This window comes from Geodermatophilus maliterrae (genome assembly GCF_041018925.1).
Taxonomy (GTDB): Bacteria; Actinomycetota; Actinomycetes; order Mycobacteriales; family Geodermatophilaceae; genus Geodermatophilus; species Geodermatophilus maliterrae.
This window is the reverse complement of record NZ_JBFNXQ010000001.1, coordinates 48,633-63,821: the sequence shown is the minus strand read 5'-3', so window position 1 is coordinate 63,821 and position 15,189 is coordinate 48,633. Positions and strand designations below refer to the sequence as shown.

The window sequence follows — 15,189 nt, the reverse complement described above, 5'->3', positions numbered from 1 at the left end:
TCAGCCCGCGGCGGGCCAGCGGGCGATGACGGTCTCGCCGCCGCGCACGCGCTGGCCCTTGCGCACGGTCAGCGTGCACTCGGACGGGAGGAAGACGTCCATCCGCGAGCCGAACTTCATCAGCCCGAACCGCTCACCGGTGGCCAGCCGCTGCCCGACGCCGGTGCGGGTGACGATGCGGCGGGCCAGCACGCCCACCAGCTGGCGGAAGACGACGGTGCGCGCGCCGTCGCGCAGCCACAGCTCACTGCGCTCGTTGCGGTGCGCCGACTCCGCCCGGTAGGCCGCCAGGAAGCTGCCCCTGCGGTAGGAGCTCTCCACGACCTCGCCGCGGTAGGGCGAGCGGTTGACGTGCACGTCGACCACGGAGAGGAAGACGCTCACCTGCTGCCAGCCGCCCTCGGGGGCGGGCTCGGGGGCGACCCCCTCCTGTGGCTCCCCGGCGACCATCACCATCCCGTCGGCGGGGGAGAGGACGTCGTCGGCCGGCGGCTCCTCGCGGTCACACGACCGCTCCGGGTCGCGGAAGAACAGGACCATGTAGGCCGACAGGGCCAGGAGCGGCCAGGCGGCCAGCCGCAGGCTGCGGCGGCCGGCTGCCCGTCCGCCCGCGGCGAGGAGGGCGGCGGGCGCCAGGGGCCCGGTGATGAACGGCCACCCGGCCGGGTCGATACGCATCGAGGTCAGACGGTACCGGGCCGCAGTCGGCGCGACCGGCCGCCGGCACGGGGCCGGCGACCGGGCGGCGGATCAGCTGGTGGGGGTCGCGACGTTGACCAGCCAGCGCATGCCGAAGCGGTCGGTGACCTGTCCGAACGTGTCGCCCCAGACCTGCTTCTCCAGCGGGACGTCGACCTCCCCGCCCTCGGCCAGCGCCTCGAACCAGCCGGTGAGGGTCTCCAGGTCGTCGCCGGACAGCGACAGGGACAGCTTGTCGGGGCCGCCGGCGTCCGGGTCGTGGCCGTCGGAGGCCATGAGCTCCAGTCCGTGCTCGGTGCGCAGGAAGGCGTGCATGACGCCGTCGGCGGGGTACTCGTCGCCGCCGCCGCCCACGTCGCCGAAGGTCATGACGTCGAGGTGGCCGCCGAAGACCGAGCGGTAGAGCTCCATCGCCTCGCGGGCGTTGCCGGAGAAGTGCAGGTAGGGGTTGAGCCGGACGGCCATCGGGTCTCCTCGGGGGGTGGGTGGTCGTGTCGCGGTACGGACCGGGCGGGGCGCCGGTTCTCATCGCGGGGACCCCACCCGGGGTCCGCGGACGGCCGCGGCCTTGGTCTCCCAGAAGATCCTGTCGATCTCGGCGATGTGGTCGAGCAGCTTCTGGCCCTCGGCGGGGTCCATGCTGCCCTTGCCGCCGGCCGCACCGGCCTGCTTGGTGGCCTTGTTGAACAGCTCGTGCAGCTGCGGGTACTTCTCGAAGTGCGGCGGCTTGAAGTAGTCGGTCCACAGCACCCACAGGTGGTGCTTGACGAGGTCGGCGCGCTGCTCCTTGATCAGCACGCAGCGCATCCGGAACACCGGGTCCTCGTTGCCCTGGTACTTCTCCTGGATGGCCTTGACGGACTCCGCCTCGATGCGGGCCTGGGCCGGGTCGTACACGCCGCAGGGGAGGTCGCAGTGCGCGGTGGCCTCCACGGCGGAGAACATGCGGCTGAACAGCACGTCACTACCTCCGGATGTCGCGAGATCTGGTCGTCTGCGACCCTACTCGCGGTGATCAGGCCCGACACGTCCGAGCGAGCCGGACCGTCCCCGGTGCCGCCGCTGCCCTCGGCCTGGGTCCTGGCCCGGGTCAGCGGCCCGTCCATGACGCCCACCGTGCGGCACGGTGACCGGCTGCTCGTGCGCCGGCTGCGGCCCGGGTGCGCGCGGCCGGGCGACGTCGTCCTGGCCCGGTTCCCGTCCCGTCCCGACCTGCTGGTGGTCAAGCGGGTGGCGCGGGTGCTCGACGGCGGGGCGGTGGACGTCCGCGGCGACAACCCGCTGGTCACCGACGACAGCCGCGCCTACGGGCCCGCGGTCGCCGTCGGCCGGGTCGTCGTCCGGGTGCGCCCGCGCCCCGGGCGGCTCAGACCGGCTCCGGCCGACCCCGGCGGGCCCTAGGCACCGGCGCGCAGCTGCGCGTACCGGGCGGCGCACTGCTCCATCGTCGGCAGCAGGCCCTCCTCGCGCGCCTGCGCCAGCGTCGGTGCCGCCCGGTCCTTGTCCGACAGCCGGACGTCGACGCCGGCCGGCCACGGCAGGTCGAGCTCCGGGTCCAGGGGCGAGACGCCGAACTCGCGGCCGGGGGAGTAGCCCGAGGAGACCAGGTAGGTGACCGAGGAGCGGTCCTCCAGAGCGAGGAAGGCGTGGCCGAGCCCCTCGGCGAGGAAGACCGCGCGGGGCCGCCCGGCGCCGAGGAGGACGGCGTCGGAGGCGCCGAACGTCGGCGACCCGACCCGGACGTCCACGACGACGTCGAGGACCCGCCCCGCCGGGCAGTAGACGTACTTGGCCTGGCCGGGGGGCACGAGCGCGAAGTGCAGGCCGCGCAGCACCCCGCGGGCCGACACGCTGTGGTTGGCCTGCGCCAGCGGCAGGGTCCGCCCGGTGGCGGCGGCGAGGACGTCGGCGCGGTACCACTCGGCGAAGCGGCCGCGGTCGTCGTCGTGGGGCACCAGGTCGAGCACGTAGCTGTCCGGCACGGCGAGCTGGCGGATCTCCACGGGCGGCACGGTAACGAGGGCGGTCGCCGCCGCGCCGGGCGGCGAGAGGGGGCACAGGACTACCCTCCAGGTCCCATGGGCGCAGAGACGGGCTCCACCGAGGACAGTGCGGACCGCTTCGGACACGACCCGGCGTTCGCCGTCCACGAGGGCGGCAAGCTCACCGTCCGGCCGACCCGCGGCATCGCGTCGCGCGAGGACCTCGCGCTGACCTACACCCCGGGTGTCGCCCGGGTCTCCAGCGCCATCGCCGCCGAACCCGCCCTGGCCCGCCGGTTCACCTGGGCGCCGCGCGTGGTGGCCGTGGTCTCCGACGGCACCGCCGTCCTCGGGCTGGGCGACATCGGCCCGTCCGCGGCGCTGCCGGTCATGGAGGGCAAGGCCTGCCTCTTCAGCGAGTTCGCCGGGCTGTCGTCGGTGCCGGTGGTGCTCTCGACCACCGACGTCGACCAGATCGTCGAGACGGTCGTGGCGATCGCGCCGTCCTTCGGCGGCATCAACCTCGAGGACATCAGCGCGCCCCGCTGCTTCGAGATCGAGGAGCGGCTGCGCGAGCGGCTCGACATCCCGGTCATGCACGACGACCAGCACGGGACGGCGATCGTCGTCCTGGCCGCGCTGCGCAACGCCGCGCGGGTGACCGGCCGCGGGCTCGGGGACCTGCGGGTCGTCGTCGCCGGGGCCGGGGCGGCCGGGGTGGCCTGCACCAAGATCCTGCTGGAGGCCGGGATCGGCGACCTCGCCGTCGCCGACTCCAGGGGTGTCATCCACACCGGCCGCGACGACCTCACGCCGGTCAAGCGGTGGGTCGCCGACAACACCAACCGGGCGGGCTACGCGGGCACGATGGTCGGCGCGCTGGAGGGGGCCGACGTCTACCTCGGTCTGTCGGGCGGCTCTGTGCCGGAGGCGGCCATCGCCGCGATGGCGCCGGACTGCATCGTCTTCTCCCTGGCCAACCCCACGCCCGAGGTCGACCCCGAGATGGCGGCGCGGTACGCGGCGGTGGTGGCCACCGGGCGCAGCGACCTGCCCAACCAGATCAACAACGTGCTGGCCTTCCCGGGGGTCTTCCGTGGCGCCATCGACGCCGGCGCCACGGCGATCACCGAGCAGATGAAGATCGCGGCGGCCGAGGCGATCGCCGGCGTGGTGGGCGACGACCTCGCGCCGGGCTACATCGTCCCGAGCCCGCTGGACCGGCGGGTGGCCACCGCGGTCGCCGAGGCCGTCGCCGCCTGCGCCCGCACGGAGGACGTCACCGTCTGACGGAGGACCTCCCTGCCCCCCACCACTCGCAGGCTCACGGCGGGCCCGCGCAGGGAGGCCGCCCGTGCTCCCCACCCCTCGCACGCTCGGGGCGGGACCCGGGACGGGGCCGACTCAGCCGAGGTCGCGCAGGGCCTGCAGGTAGGGGTCGAGGACCTCGCGGGCGCCGGTGTTGGCGTAGACGAACCAGATCGCGACCCCGAGGAACAGCGGCGCCAGCACCGCCTTCTCCAGCGTCGTCCCGGTGCGCATGGGGGTCAGGGCCAGCCGCTTGCGGCGCAGCAGCCAGAGCAGCGGGACCGGCACGCCCTGCTTGGTGACCAGGTCGCCGGCGATGTGCGTGAGGACGCCGAGCGCGACCGCCCACGGCAGCCAGGTGGGCTGCGGCGTGTGCGCGAGCAGCAGCCAGGCGCCACCCCAGGACAGCACCAGGTTGCCGATGACGGTGTTCTCCGCCCGGCCCGGGATGACGAAGTGCAGAGCCCGCAGCGCCAGCCCGATGGCCAGGGCCATCACCAGCAGGCTCGACCAGAACAGGCTGGCCGCGGCCAGCGCGAGCGCGCCGGAGGCGATCGGCGCGAGCAGCGCGTCGTGGGTGCCCCAGCGGTGCCCGCCGGCCAGCCGGCCGACCGCCCCGGACGGGACGTCGGTCGCCGGCCCCCACATGTCCGAGACCGTCGAGCCGCTGTGGTCGAGGTCGGGCAGCATCGCGAAACCGCCGGCGGCGGCGACCCAGGCGACCTGGGCCACGGTGCCCTGGACCGGGGCCCAGGGGAGGGTCGCGGCACCCGCCGCGAGGCCGGACAGGGCGTGCGAGTGACCGAGCACCTGCGCAGCGTGCCGCTCTGCGGCACACCCGAGGTGCAGGCTGCCGCGTCTCGGCGTGTCTGCGTGGGACCTCGGCCGCCGGACGGGGAGGGGCGGTGCAGGGCCGGGGACGTGGTCCAGGCCCGTCAGCTGACGTGGGCGGCGATCAGCACGCGGCTGAGGGCGCCGTCCCGCGCGACGAGTGTGGCCGCGTCCGCATGACGGCCCAGGGAGCCGAGACGGCGGACGCCGCGGCGCCGGGGGCGGCGAAGCCACAGGAGGGCGCGACCGGCCCGGTCACGGTTGCCCGTCGTCCGTTCGACCGTGGCGTCCGCCGTGATGTCAGCCGTCCGGCTCGTCGTCGACGTCGTCGGTGCCGCCGCGCGCCAGCCAGGTGGCCAGCCGCTCGATCGGCACCTCGAAGTCCGGGTTCTGGTCGACGAAGGCCTGCAGCTGGTCGGCCAGCCAGGCGAGGGTCACCTGCTCCTCGCCCCGCCGGCCGGCCAGCTCCTCCAGACCACGATCAGTGAAGTACACGGCCGGGACGTCCTCGTGTGGAGTGCACGGTCGGCAGGCCCGTCAGTCGGCGAAGGCCTGCGCGACGAGCTCCTTCTGCTCCGCCTCGTGCACCTTCGCCGAGCCGACGGCCGGGCTGGCCGAGGCGCGACGGCTGACCCGGCGCAGCGTCCGCCCGTCGAGGTGCTCGGGCAGATTGAGGGCCATGAACGACCAGGCGCCCATGTTGGCCGGCTCCTCCTGCACCCACACCAGGTCCGTGGCGTTCGGGTAGCGCCCGACCGCCTGGCGGATCTGCTCGGTCGGCAGCGGGTAGAGCTGCTCGACCCGGACGACGGCGACGTCGGCGGTGCCCTCGGCCTCCCGCTGCGCCAGCAGGTCGTAGGCGACCTTGCCGCTGCACAGGAGCACCCGGCGGACGGCGCCGCCGTCGAGCGGCTCGCCGCCCACGCCGGGGTCGGCCAGCACCGGCTGGAAGCCCTCGTCGGTGAACGCCGCGACCGGGCTGACCGCGGCCTTGGCCCGGAGCAGCGACTTGGGCGTGAACACGACCAGCGGCCGGTGCACGTCCGACAGTGCCTGCCGACGGAGCAGGTGGAAGTAGTTGCCGGGGGTCGTGCAGTTGGCGACGGTCATGTTGTTCTCCGCGGACAGCTGCAGGAACCGCTCGATGCGACCGCTGGAGTGGTCGGGCCCCTGGCCCTCAAGGCCGTGCGGCAGCAGCAGCACCACACCCGAGCGCTGCCCCCACTTGGCCTCACCGGAGCTGATGAACTCGTCGATGACCATCTGGGCGCCGTCGACGAAGTCACCGAACTGCGCCTCCCAGAGCACCAGCGCCTTCGGGTTGGCCACCGAGTAGCCGTACTCGAAGCCGAGTGCGGCGTACTCGCTCAGCAGCGAGTCGTAGACGAAGAACTTCGCCTGGCCCTCGGCGAGGTTGGCCAGCGGCGTGTACTCGGCGGCGGAGTCGCGGTCGATGAGGACGGCGTGCCGCTGCACGAAGGTGCCGCGGCGGGAGTCCTGCCCGGCCAGTCGCACCGGGACGCCCTGCACGAGCAGCGACCCGAAGGCCAGGAGCTCGCCCATCGACCAGTCGATGCCGCCCTCGCTGGCCATCGCGGCACGGCGCTCGAGCATGCGCTTGAGCTTCGGGTGCGCGGTGAAGTCCTGCGGGAACGAGACGTGCGCGTCGCCGATGGTCTTGAGGACCTCGGTGCTGATCGCCGTCTCGACGGTCGACTGCTCCGGCGTGCGCGGGTCCATGACCGGCTGCGGCTTGGAGGAGTCCTGCGCGTCGTGCGTCTCGGCGAAGGCCCGTTCCAGCTGGTCGCGGAAGTCCTTGAGCGCCTCCTCGGCCTCGGCCAGGGTGATGTCCCCGCGGCCGACCAGCGCCTCGGTGTAGAGCTTCCGGACCGAGCGCTTGCGGTCGATGATGTCGTACATCAGCGGCTGGGTCATCGACGGGTCGTCGCCCTCGTTGTGCCCGCGCCGGCGGTAGCACACGAGGTCGATGACGACGTCCTTCTTGAACGCCTGCCGGTACTCGATCGCCAGCCGGGCCACGCGGATGCAGGCCTCGGGGTCGTCGCCGTTCACGTGGAAGACCGGGGCGCCGATCATCCGGGCGACGTCGGTCGAGTACAGGCTCGAGCGGGCCGCGGCCGGGCTGGTGGTGAACCCGACCTGGTTGTTGACGACGACGTGCACGGTGCCACCGGTGCGGTAGCCGCGCAGCTGCGACAGGTTCAGCGTCTCCTGGACCACGCCCTGGCCGGCGAAGGCGGAGTCGCCGTGCAGCAGGACCGGCAGGACGGTGAAGCCGCCCTCGCCCTTGTCGATCATGTCCTGCTTGGCGCGGACCATCCCCTCGAGGACGGGGTTGACCGTCTCCAGGTGCGACGGGTTGCTGGCCAGCGAGACGGCGATCTCCGCGCCCGACCGGAACGGGTTGCGGAAGGTGCCCTCGGCGCCCAGGTGGTACTTGACGTCACCGGAGCCCTGGACCGTGCCGGGGTCGATGTTGCCCTCGAACTCCCCGAAGATCTTCGCGTAGCTCTTGCCGAGCACGTTGGCCAGCACGTTGAGCCGGCCGCGGTGCGCCATGCCGATCGCGACCTCGTCGAGGTCGTGGTCGGTGGAGGCGATGAGCACCTCGTCGAGCAGCGGGATGACCGACTCGCCGCCCTCGAGGCTGAACCGCTTCTGACCGACGTACTTCGTCTGCAGGAAGGTCTCGAACGCCTCGGCGGCGTTGAGCCGGCCGAGCACGTGCTTCTGCTTCTCGCGGTCCGGCGCGGCGTGCTTGACCTCGATGCGCTCCTGCAGCCACTGGCGCTCTTCGGGGTCGGTGATGTGCATGTACTCGACGCCGACGGTGCGGCAGTAGGAGTCGCGCAGGACGCCGAGGATGTCGCGCAGCGCCATGGTCCGCTCGCCGGCGAACCCACCGACCGGGAACTCGCGGTCGAGGTCCCACAGGGTCAGGCCGTGCTGGAGGATGTCCAGGTCGGGGTGGCTGCGGACCTTGAACTCGAGCGGGTCGGTGTCGGCCATGAGGTGGCCGTTGCGCCGGTAGGCCTCGATGACCTCGATGACCCGGGCTTCCTTGTCGATCTGCCCCTCGCGGCTGACCCGCACGTCGGGCATCCAGCGCACCGGCTCGTAGGGCAGGCGCAGGGAGCGGAAGACCTCGTCGTAGAAGCCGTCCTCGCCGAGCAGCAGCTGGTGCAGCCGGCGCAGGAAGTCGCCGGACTGCGCGCCCTGGATGATCCGGTGGTCGTAGGTGGAGGTCAGCGTGATGATCTTGCTGACCGCCATCTCGGTGAGCGCCTGGGGGCTCATCCCCTGGAACTCGGCCGGGTACTCCATGGCGCCGACGCCGATGATCGCGCCCTGGCCGGCCGTCAGCCGCGGCACCGAGTGGTTGGTGCCGACGGTGCCCGGGTTGGTCAGGCTGATCGTGGTGCCGGAGAAGTCCTCCAGCGTCAGCTTGCCGGCGCGGGCGCGGCGGATGACGTCCTCGTAGGCGCCCCAGAACCGGGCGAAGTCCATCGTCTCGGCCGCCTTGATCGAGGCGACGACGAGCGAGCGGCTGCCGTCGGACTTCGGCAGGTCGATGGCCAGGCCGAAGTTGACGTGCTCGGGCTGCACCAGGGTCGGCTTGCCGTCGACCTCGGTGAACGCGGCGTTCATCTCCGGGAAGTCGTCGAGCGCCCGGACCAGCGCGTAGCCGATCAGGTGCGTGAAGGAGACCTTGCCGCCGCGGGCCCGCTTGAGGTGGTTGTTGATGACGATGCGGTTGTCGGCCAGGAGCTTGGCCGGCACCGAGCGCACGCTGGTCGCCGTCGGCACGGTCAGCGACGCGTTCATGTTCTTGACGACGCTGGCGGCGGCGCCGCGCAGGGTCGTCTGCTTCGGCCCGTCGGCGGCCGGGGCCTTCGGTGTGGGGGCCTCCGGCGCGGGCGCGGCCTTGGCCTGCTGGGGCGCGCGCTCGGCGGCGCGGTCGACGACGGTGGCCTCGGTCCGCTCGGCCACGGGGGTGGACCGCGGCGTCGGCTCCGGCGCGGCCGGGGCGACGGCCGGGCTGCTGGGCCGGGTGGCCGATCCCTCGGCGTCGGCGACGGCGGGCCGCTGGGGGGAGGTGGCGGCCACCGCGGGGGCCGGCGCCTGCGGTGCCGGGGCGGCGGCCGCCGCCCCGTTCCCCGAGTTCTTCGCGGGGGTGGCGGGCGTCGGCGCGGCGGGGGCGGCGGCGGGCGCCGACGCGGCGGCGCCGTGCTCGCGGTCGTCGCTGGGGGCCACGGGGCTGCCCGGCCGGTAGTCGGCGAAGAACTCGTGCCAGGCCTGGTCCACGCTGGACGGGTCGGCGAGGAACTGCTGGTACATCTCCTCGACCAGCCACTCGTTGGTGCCGAATCCCGCCACCGCGGAGGAGGAGGTGGTGGCGGACGGCCGGGGTGAGTTGTCGCGTGACACGGGTCGAGTGCCTTCTTCGTCGTCGTCGGTGGACGTCTCTGGACCGGGGAGGCAGTCTACGCCCGCACCTGCACGCGGATGGGTTGCGAAGCGGCCCGGTCCAGGGCAGCGCCCCGAGCCCGCGAGGGGTGGGGAAGACGGGGTCCTCGCTCAGTCGGTGGCGCCGGCTCCGACCAGGAGGTCGACGAGCCCGTCGACGACGGAGGCCTGACCTGCGTCGACGCGCCGGGAGCGGGCCGCGGCGACCCGGCTGATGTCGAGGGCGCTGGCGCCGTCGTTGGTGGTGGCGTTGACGTCGGCCCCGGCGGCCAGCAGGACGCGCACCACCTCGGGCGCGTCGCCGCCCGTGCCGGTCGAGACGGCGTCGTGCAGGGGCGTGCGCCCGGTGTCGGGGTCGCGCCGGTCCACCGAGGCGCCCGCGTCGAGGAGCGCGCGCACCAGGTCGGCCCGCCGGGCCGTGGCCGCGGCGGCCAGTGCGCCGCCGTCGGGGTCGGCGCCGCGGGCGAGCAGCAGACGCAGCGTTCCGGCGGCACCGCCCGCGGCGGCGAGGACGAGCAGGTCCAGGCCGCTGACCGGGTCGGTGAGCGCGGCGCCGGCATCGAGCTCGCGGGTCAGCCGGTCGACGTCGTCGAGGTAGGCCGCGGCCGGCGCGTCGACCACGGCGCCCAGCTGGCACAGCACGCCGACCAGCGCGGGGGAGTGCTCGACCGCCACGTGCAGCGGCGTGCGCCCGGACTCGGTGCGCGCGGTGAGGTCGGCGCCGGCCGCGACCAGATCCCGGACGACGTCCTCCCGGCCCTCGGCGGCGGCCAGGTGCAGCGCCGTCCAGCCGCTCTCGCCGGCGTGCTCCACCGTGCCGGCCAGCAGCCGGGGCGCGCCGGCGACCGCCGCGCGCACCGCCGTGGCGTCGCCGTCGGCCACCAGCCGCGCCAGACGCGGCGTGGTCATGCGGGTCGTCATCCGGGGTCCCCTGTCCTCGGTGGTGTGCTGGTGCCCGCCCTCGGGACACGTTCCTCAGACCACGTCGCGGCGGACGGCGAACACCGTGCCGGCGAGGGCGAAGAGCAGACCGTAGCCGAGCAGCAACAGTGCGCCTTGCCAGGGCTCCAGGAGGTCCGGTGCCTGGAAGTCCGACGTGATCGCCTGCACCGCGCCGCCGGGCAGCCACTTGTAGGCGCCCTGCAGCACGCCGATCGAGGAGACGATCGGCTCGATGACGTACAGGTAGACCAGCGCGCCGACGATGGCGCCCACCTGGTTGCGCAGCAGCGCGCCGACGCCGACGCCGATCACGGTGAAGACGACGAGGACGAGCCCGGCCGCGCCGAGGGTCTGCAGGTTGTCGGCCGACAGTGACGGCGCGTCCCCGCGGGCGCCGGCGTAGAGCAGCACGACGACGACGTCGACGGCCAGCACGAGCAGGGCGAAGGGGACCGCCGCCAGCGCGTAGGCGACCAGCTTGGCGGCGACCACCCGGCCCCGGCGGGGTGTGGCGAGGAAGGTCGGCGTCGCCGTCCGGTGCCGGTACTCCTGGGTCATCCCGATGATGCCGAGGATCAGCAGCAGCACGCTGGCGTTGGCGGCGACGGAGAAGACGACCTCCTCGTACTGCGGCGTGCCGACCGGGGGCAGGCCCGGCCGCCCGTCCTGCTCGACGCCGGCGAGGCCGGTGAACAGCGCGGCGAAGCCGCCGGCCATCACGCAGGCGCCGAGCACCAGGCCGATCCAGATGCGCGTGGTGAACAGCTTGGTCCACTCGGCGCGGACGAGGGTGCTCATCGGGCCGCCACCCCGGTCGTCGGGGCGGGGGAGCCCGCGGCGAACTGCTCCTGGCCCGCGGTGAGCCGGAAGTAGAGGTCCTCCAGGCCGCTGGCCTCGGCCCGCAGCTCGTGCAGCTCGATGCCCTCCGCGAAGGCGCGGGCGCCGACACCGGCGGGCGTCGTCCCCGTCACGGTGACCGTGCCGTCGTCGCCCCGCTGCGCGGACAGGCCGGCCGAGACGAGCACCGCGGCCAGCCGGTCGGCCTCCGGGCTGCGCACGAGCACCGTGCCGGCACCCTGCGAGCCCGAGCGCAGCTCGGCGATCGAACCCTGTCGCACCAGCCGGCCGGCGCCGACGATGACGACGCGGTCGGCGGTCTGCTCCATCTCCGCCAGCAGGTGGCTGGAGACCAGGACCGTCCGGCCCTCCTCGTGGGCCAGGTGCCGCAGGAAGCCGCGCAGCCAGAGGATGCCCTCCGGGTCCAGGCCGTTGGCCGGCTCGTCGAGCACCAGCACCGGCGGGTCGCCCAGCAGGGCGGTGGCCAGGGCCAGCCGCTGCCGCATGCCCAGCGAGTAGCCACCGGCCCGCCGCCGGCCGGCCGTGGCCAGGCCGACCGCGGTGAGCACCTCGTCGGCGCGTGCGGTGGGCAGCCCCGCGGCGCGGCAGTATACCCGCAGGTGGTCGCGGCCGGAGCGGGCGGGGTGGAAGGCGGTCTCGAGGACGGCGCCGACGGTGCGCACCGGGTCCGGCAGCGCCGCGTAGGGGACGCCGTCGAAGGTGGCGGTGCCGGCGTCGGGGGTGATCAACCCGAGCACCATGCGCAGGGTCGTGGTCTTGCCCGCCCCGTTGGGCCCGAGGAAGCCGGTGACCGCGCCCGGCTCCACCGTGAAGCCGAGGTCGGTGACCGCCTGCACGGAGCCGAACCGCTTGGTCAGGCCGGACACCTCGACCCCCACGGGGCCACGGTGACCGGCCGGGTCGCTGGCCGTCGTCGCGATGACCTGTCCTCCTCGTCGTCCGCCCCCGTGCACCGGCCATCCTGGCCCACCCGGGTCCGCCGACGGCAGCCCACGTACGGCGACACGCGCCGTTCACCGCGTGTCGGCGCGCCGTCCCCGGGACCGCCGGGGCGCCACCCCCGTCGCGTGACCCGCGGCACGGAGAGGTCCTCCGGTGGTCACTACAGTGCCCGCCGTGAGCGCCCACCGGACGGTCGTCAGCGGGACGCACCCGTCGCCCGTCGTGCACACCACCGACTGACCCCGCCCCCGGCCGCCATGGACACCGCCGGACGGGACGACGCCGGGCGCGAGCGCGCCGGTCGGGACGCCGGCGGGCCGGAGCCGGGCGCCGACGTCCGGGACGCGCTCGAGCGCCTGCTGCTCGGCGGGCCGCGCCGGCTGACCCGGCTGCAGGTGACGGAGGCGGCGGGCATGCCGCCCGAGCGCACCCAGCGGCTGTGGCGGGCACTGGGCTTCCCCGACGCCGCCGACGACGACCTCGTCTTCACCGACGCCGACGTCGACGCCCTCGCACTGGTCTCGGCGCTCATCGACACCGGCTTCATCGACCCCGGCACCGAGGCCTCGATCGCGCGGGCCACCGGCCAGGCGCTGTCGCGGCTGGCCGACTGGCAGACCGACATGCTCGCCGGTGCGCTGACCCGTCAGGCGCGCGAGCACGGGTCGGCGGACGCCGTCGCCGCGGCCGAGGTGCTGCTGCCGCTGCTGACCCGGACGCAGGACTACGTCTGGCGGCGGCACCTGGCGGCCAACGTCGACCGGCTGCTGTCCTCCGGTGCGCCCGGGGACCGGCGGGAGCTGGCCGTGGGCTTCGCCGACCTGGTCGACTACACCTCGCGCTCGCGCGGCATGGACGGCCGCGAGCTCGGCGCGATGATCGAGGGGTTCGAGGCCACGGCCACCGAGGTGATCGCCCGCTCGCACGGCCGGGTGGTCAAGACCGTCGGCGACGGCGTCCTCTACACCGCCACCTCGGCCGTCGACGCCGTCGAGATCGCGCTGATCCTGCCCGACGTCTGGGAGTCCGACGACCGGCTGCCGCTGCGGGTGGGCGTGGCCTACGGCACGGTGCTCACCCGGCTGGGCGACGTCTACTCCCCGGTGGTCAACCTGGCCAGCCGGCTCACCTCGCTGGCCCGGCCGGGGACCGTGCTCGTCGACCGCGTGCTCGCCGGTCGCCTGCGCGGGCTGCACGGCTACCGGGTGCGGCCGCTGCGCCGGGTCTCGGTGCGCGGCTACGACCAGCTCCAGCCGTGGCTGGTCCAGCGCCGGCCGCCGGACGAGGAGGACAACGCCCTCGAGGAGATGCTCGACGAGCTGGCCGACGACGTGCTGGCCGCCGAGCCGGAGGACGAGGTGGACGGCCTCTTCGAGGGCGCCGACCCGGGGATCGACGAGGGCGGCTGAGCCGGTCGCGCGCTATCGTGGGCCCGTGCTGTGAGCCCCGGCGACGTCGACCCGATCCGACCGTCCTCCCGGGAGCACCTCCATGAGCGCCACCCTCGTCGCGCGCGGCCTGGCCGCCGGCCACGGCGCCCGCGTCCTCTTCTCCGACCTCGACCTCGTCGTCGCCCCCGGTGACGTCGTCGGGCTGGTCGGCGTCAACGGCGCCGGCAAGTCCACGCTGCTGCGCACCCTCGCCGGCGAGCTGCCGGCCGAGTCCGGCTCGATCTCGCTGAGCCCGCCGACGGCGACCGTCGGACACCTGCCGCAGGAGCGCGACCGGCGCGAGGGCGAGACCGTGACCGCCGCGCTGGCCCGCCGCACCGGCGTCGCCGCCGCGCAGGCCGCCCTCGACGCCGCCACCGAGGACCTGACCGCCGGCCGACCCGGTGCCGACGACGCCTACGCCGAGGCGCTGGAGCGGTGGCTGGCCCTGGGCGGTGCCGACCTCGACGAGCGGCTCGAGCAGGTCCTGGCCGAGGTCGCGCCCGGGGTCGCCGCCGACGCCCCGATGCTCTCGCTGTCGGGCGGTCAGGCGGCCCGGGTGGGGCTGGCCGCGCTGCTGCTGTCACGGCACGACGTGCTGCTGCTCGACGAGCCGACCAACGACCTCGACCTGACCGGCCTCGAGCAGCTGGAGTCCTTCGTCGCCGGCAACCGCGCGGGCGTCGTGCTGGTGAGCCACGACCGCGAGTTCCTGGCGCGCACGGTCACCCGCGTCGTCGAGCTCGACCTCGCCCAGCAGCTGGTGCGGGTGCACGACGGCGGCTACGAGTCCTACCTGGCCGAGCGCGAGGTAGCCCGCCGGCACGCGCGCGAGGAGTACGAGGAGTACGCCGGGACGAAGGCCGACCTCGAGGCCCGGGCGCGGATGCAACGCAACTGGCTGGCCAAGGGCGTCCGCGACGCGGTCAAGAAGCAGAAGGACCCCGACAAGTTCATCAAGGCGCACAACCGGGCGACCGCGGAGAAGCAGGGCGCCAAGGCCAAGCAGACCGAGCGGCGCATCGAGCGGCTGGAGGTGGTCGAGGAGCCCCGCAAGGAGTGGGAGCTGCGCATGACCATCGCCGCCGCCCCGCGCGCCGGGGCGGTCGTGGCCACGCTGCGCGACGCCGTCGTCCGCCGGGGCGGGTTCACCCTCGGCCCGGTGAGCCTGCAGGTGGACTGGGGCGACCGGCTGGCGATCACCGGCCCCAACGGCTCGGGCAAGACCACGCTGCTCGGCGCGCTGCTCGGCCGGGTGCCGCTGGACGAGGGGGCCGCCTCGCTCGGGCCGGCGGTGCGGCTGGGCGAGGTCGACCAGGCGCGCGGGCTCTTCGTCGGCGACCGCCGGCTGCTCGACGCGTTCGGCACCGAGGTGCCCGACTGGCCGACCGCCGAGGTCCGCACGCTGCTGGCCAAGTTCGGCCTGATGGCCGAGCACGTGCTCCGCCCCGCGGTCACGCTGTCGCCGGGCGAGCGCACCCGTGCGGCCCTGGCGCTGCTGCAGGCCCGCGGGGTCAACGTCCTGGTGCTCGACGAGCCGACCAACCACCTCGACCTGCCGGCGATCGAGCAGCTGGAGGAGGCGCTGGCCGCCTACCCCGGCACCCTGCTGCTGGTCACGCACGACCGCCGGATGCTCGAGGCGGTGGCCACCACCCGGCGCGTCACCGTCGAGGACGGCCGGGTCACCGCGTGAAGGAGCTCCTCAC

General features: G+C 74.5%; 14 protein-coding genes. 4 read left to right on the top strand and 10 right to left on the bottom strand.

All coding sequences use genetic code 11. The features are described 5' to 3' along the window. From ABQ292_RS00335 to sodN, 3 genes are all read right to left on the bottom strand, one after another. The gene (locus tag ABQ292_RS00335; protein WP_369202054.1) at positions 1-678 is read right to left on the bottom strand and encodes a phosphatidylserine decarboxylase; all 678 of its coding nucleotides are present in this window, start codon (positions 676-678) and stop codon (positions 1-3) included. 72 nt (positions 679-750) lie between these two features. Next, positions 751-1,164, bottom strand: coding sequence for a VOC family protein (locus tag ABQ292_RS00330; RefSeq protein ID WP_369202052.1), 414 nt, complete (start codon positions 1,162-1,164; stop codon positions 751-753). Positions 1,165-1,224: 60 nt separating this feature from the next. Next, on the bottom strand, positions 1,225-1,659 hold the full coding sequence (gene sodN / locus ABQ292_RS00325; protein WP_438940554.1) for a superoxide dismutase, Ni: 435 nt from the start codon (positions 1,657-1,659) through the stop codon (positions 1,225-1,227). A gap of 51 nt (positions 1,660-1,710) precedes the next feature. Here sodN and ABQ292_RS00320 point away from each other — a divergent pair, with 51 nt between their 5' ends. After that, positions 1,711-2,100, top strand: a complete 390-nt coding sequence (locus ABQ292_RS00320; RefSeq protein WP_369202050.1) for a S26 family signal peptidase — start codon at positions 1,711-1,713, stop codon at positions 2,098-2,100. Here the strand turns inward: ABQ292_RS00320 and ABQ292_RS00315 are convergent. Beyond that, entirely contained in the window at positions 2,097-2,702 is a 606-nt protein-coding gene (locus tag ABQ292_RS00315; RefSeq protein WP_369202048.1) for a dTDP-4-dehydrorhamnose 3,5-epimerase family protein, read from the bottom strand. The two genes, ABQ292_RS00320 and ABQ292_RS00315, sit on opposite strands and share 4 nt — an antisense overlap. Positions 2,703-2,777: 75 nt before the next feature. Here ABQ292_RS00315 and ABQ292_RS00310 point away from each other — a divergent pair, with 75 nt between their 5' ends. Continuing rightward, positions 2,778-3,971, top strand: a complete 1,194-nt coding sequence (locus ABQ292_RS00310) for an NAD(P)-dependent malic enzyme (RefSeq protein WP_369202046.1) — start codon at positions 2,778-2,780, stop codon at positions 3,969-3,971. A 114-nt stretch (positions 3,972-4,085) separates the two neighbouring features. On the opposite strand, the gene ABQ292_RS00305 is transcribed toward ABQ292_RS00310, so the two are convergent. The 6 genes from ABQ292_RS00305 to ABQ292_RS00280 all read right to left on the bottom strand — a co-directional run bounded on the left by ABQ292_RS00305 (position 4,086) and on the right by ABQ292_RS00280 (position 11,986). Further along, the gene (locus ABQ292_RS00305; RefSeq protein WP_369202044.1) at positions 4,086-4,799 is read right to left on the bottom strand and encodes a metal-dependent hydrolase; all 714 of its coding nucleotides are present in this window, start codon (positions 4,797-4,799) and stop codon (positions 4,086-4,088) included. A gap of 321 nt (positions 4,800-5,120) precedes the next feature. Beyond that, complete coding sequence (locus tag ABQ292_RS00300; protein ID WP_369202042.1) at positions 5,121-5,315, bottom strand: DUF6104 family protein; 195 nt, start codon at positions 5,313-5,315, stop codon at positions 5,121-5,123. A 42-nt stretch (positions 5,316-5,357) separates the two neighbouring features. Beyond that, the gene (locus ABQ292_RS00295) at positions 5,358-9,269 is read right to left on the bottom strand and encodes a multifunctional oxoglutarate decarboxylase/oxoglutarate dehydrogenase thiamine pyrophosphate-binding subunit/dihydrolipoyllysine-residue succinyltransferase subunit (protein ID WP_369202040.1); all 3,912 of its coding nucleotides are present in this window, start codon (positions 9,267-9,269) and stop codon (positions 5,358-5,360) included. Between the two features lie 150 nt (positions 9,270-9,419). Next, positions 9,420-10,217 (bottom strand): ankyrin repeat domain-containing protein, encoded by a 798-nt coding sequence (locus tag ABQ292_RS00290; protein ID WP_369202039.1) that lies wholly within the window; start codon positions 10,215-10,217, stop codon positions 9,420-9,422. Between the two features lie 66 nt (positions 10,218-10,283). Then, a complete protein-coding gene (locus tag ABQ292_RS00285) occupies positions 10,284-11,048 on the bottom strand; it encodes an ABC transporter permease (protein ID WP_369202037.1) in 765 nt (254 codons plus the stop codon). Continuing rightward, the gene (locus ABQ292_RS00280; RefSeq protein ID WP_369202035.1) at positions 11,045-11,986 is read right to left on the bottom strand and encodes an ABC transporter ATP-binding protein; all 942 of its coding nucleotides are present in this window, start codon (positions 11,984-11,986) and stop codon (positions 11,045-11,047) included. Before ABQ292_RS00280 ends, ABQ292_RS00285 begins: the two co-directional genes overlap by 4 nt. A gap of 321 nt (positions 11,987-12,307) precedes the next feature. Here ABQ292_RS00280 and ABQ292_RS00275 point away from each other — a divergent pair, with 321 nt between their 5' ends. Together ABQ292_RS00275 and ABQ292_RS00270 are read left to right on the top strand one after the other, a co-directional pair. Next, positions 12,308-13,459 (top strand): adenylate/guanylate cyclase domain-containing protein, encoded by a 1,152-nt coding sequence (locus ABQ292_RS00275; RefSeq protein ID WP_369202033.1) that lies wholly within the window; start codon positions 12,308-12,310, stop codon positions 13,457-13,459. Positions 13,460-13,541: 82 nt separating this feature from the next. Further along, positions 13,542-15,176: an ABC-F family ATP-binding cassette domain-containing protein gene (locus ABQ292_RS00270; RefSeq protein WP_369202031.1), complete on the top strand. Its 1,635-nt coding sequence runs from the start codon at positions 13,542-13,544 to the stop codon at positions 15,174-15,176. Positions 15,177-15,189 lie beyond the last annotated feature (13 nt).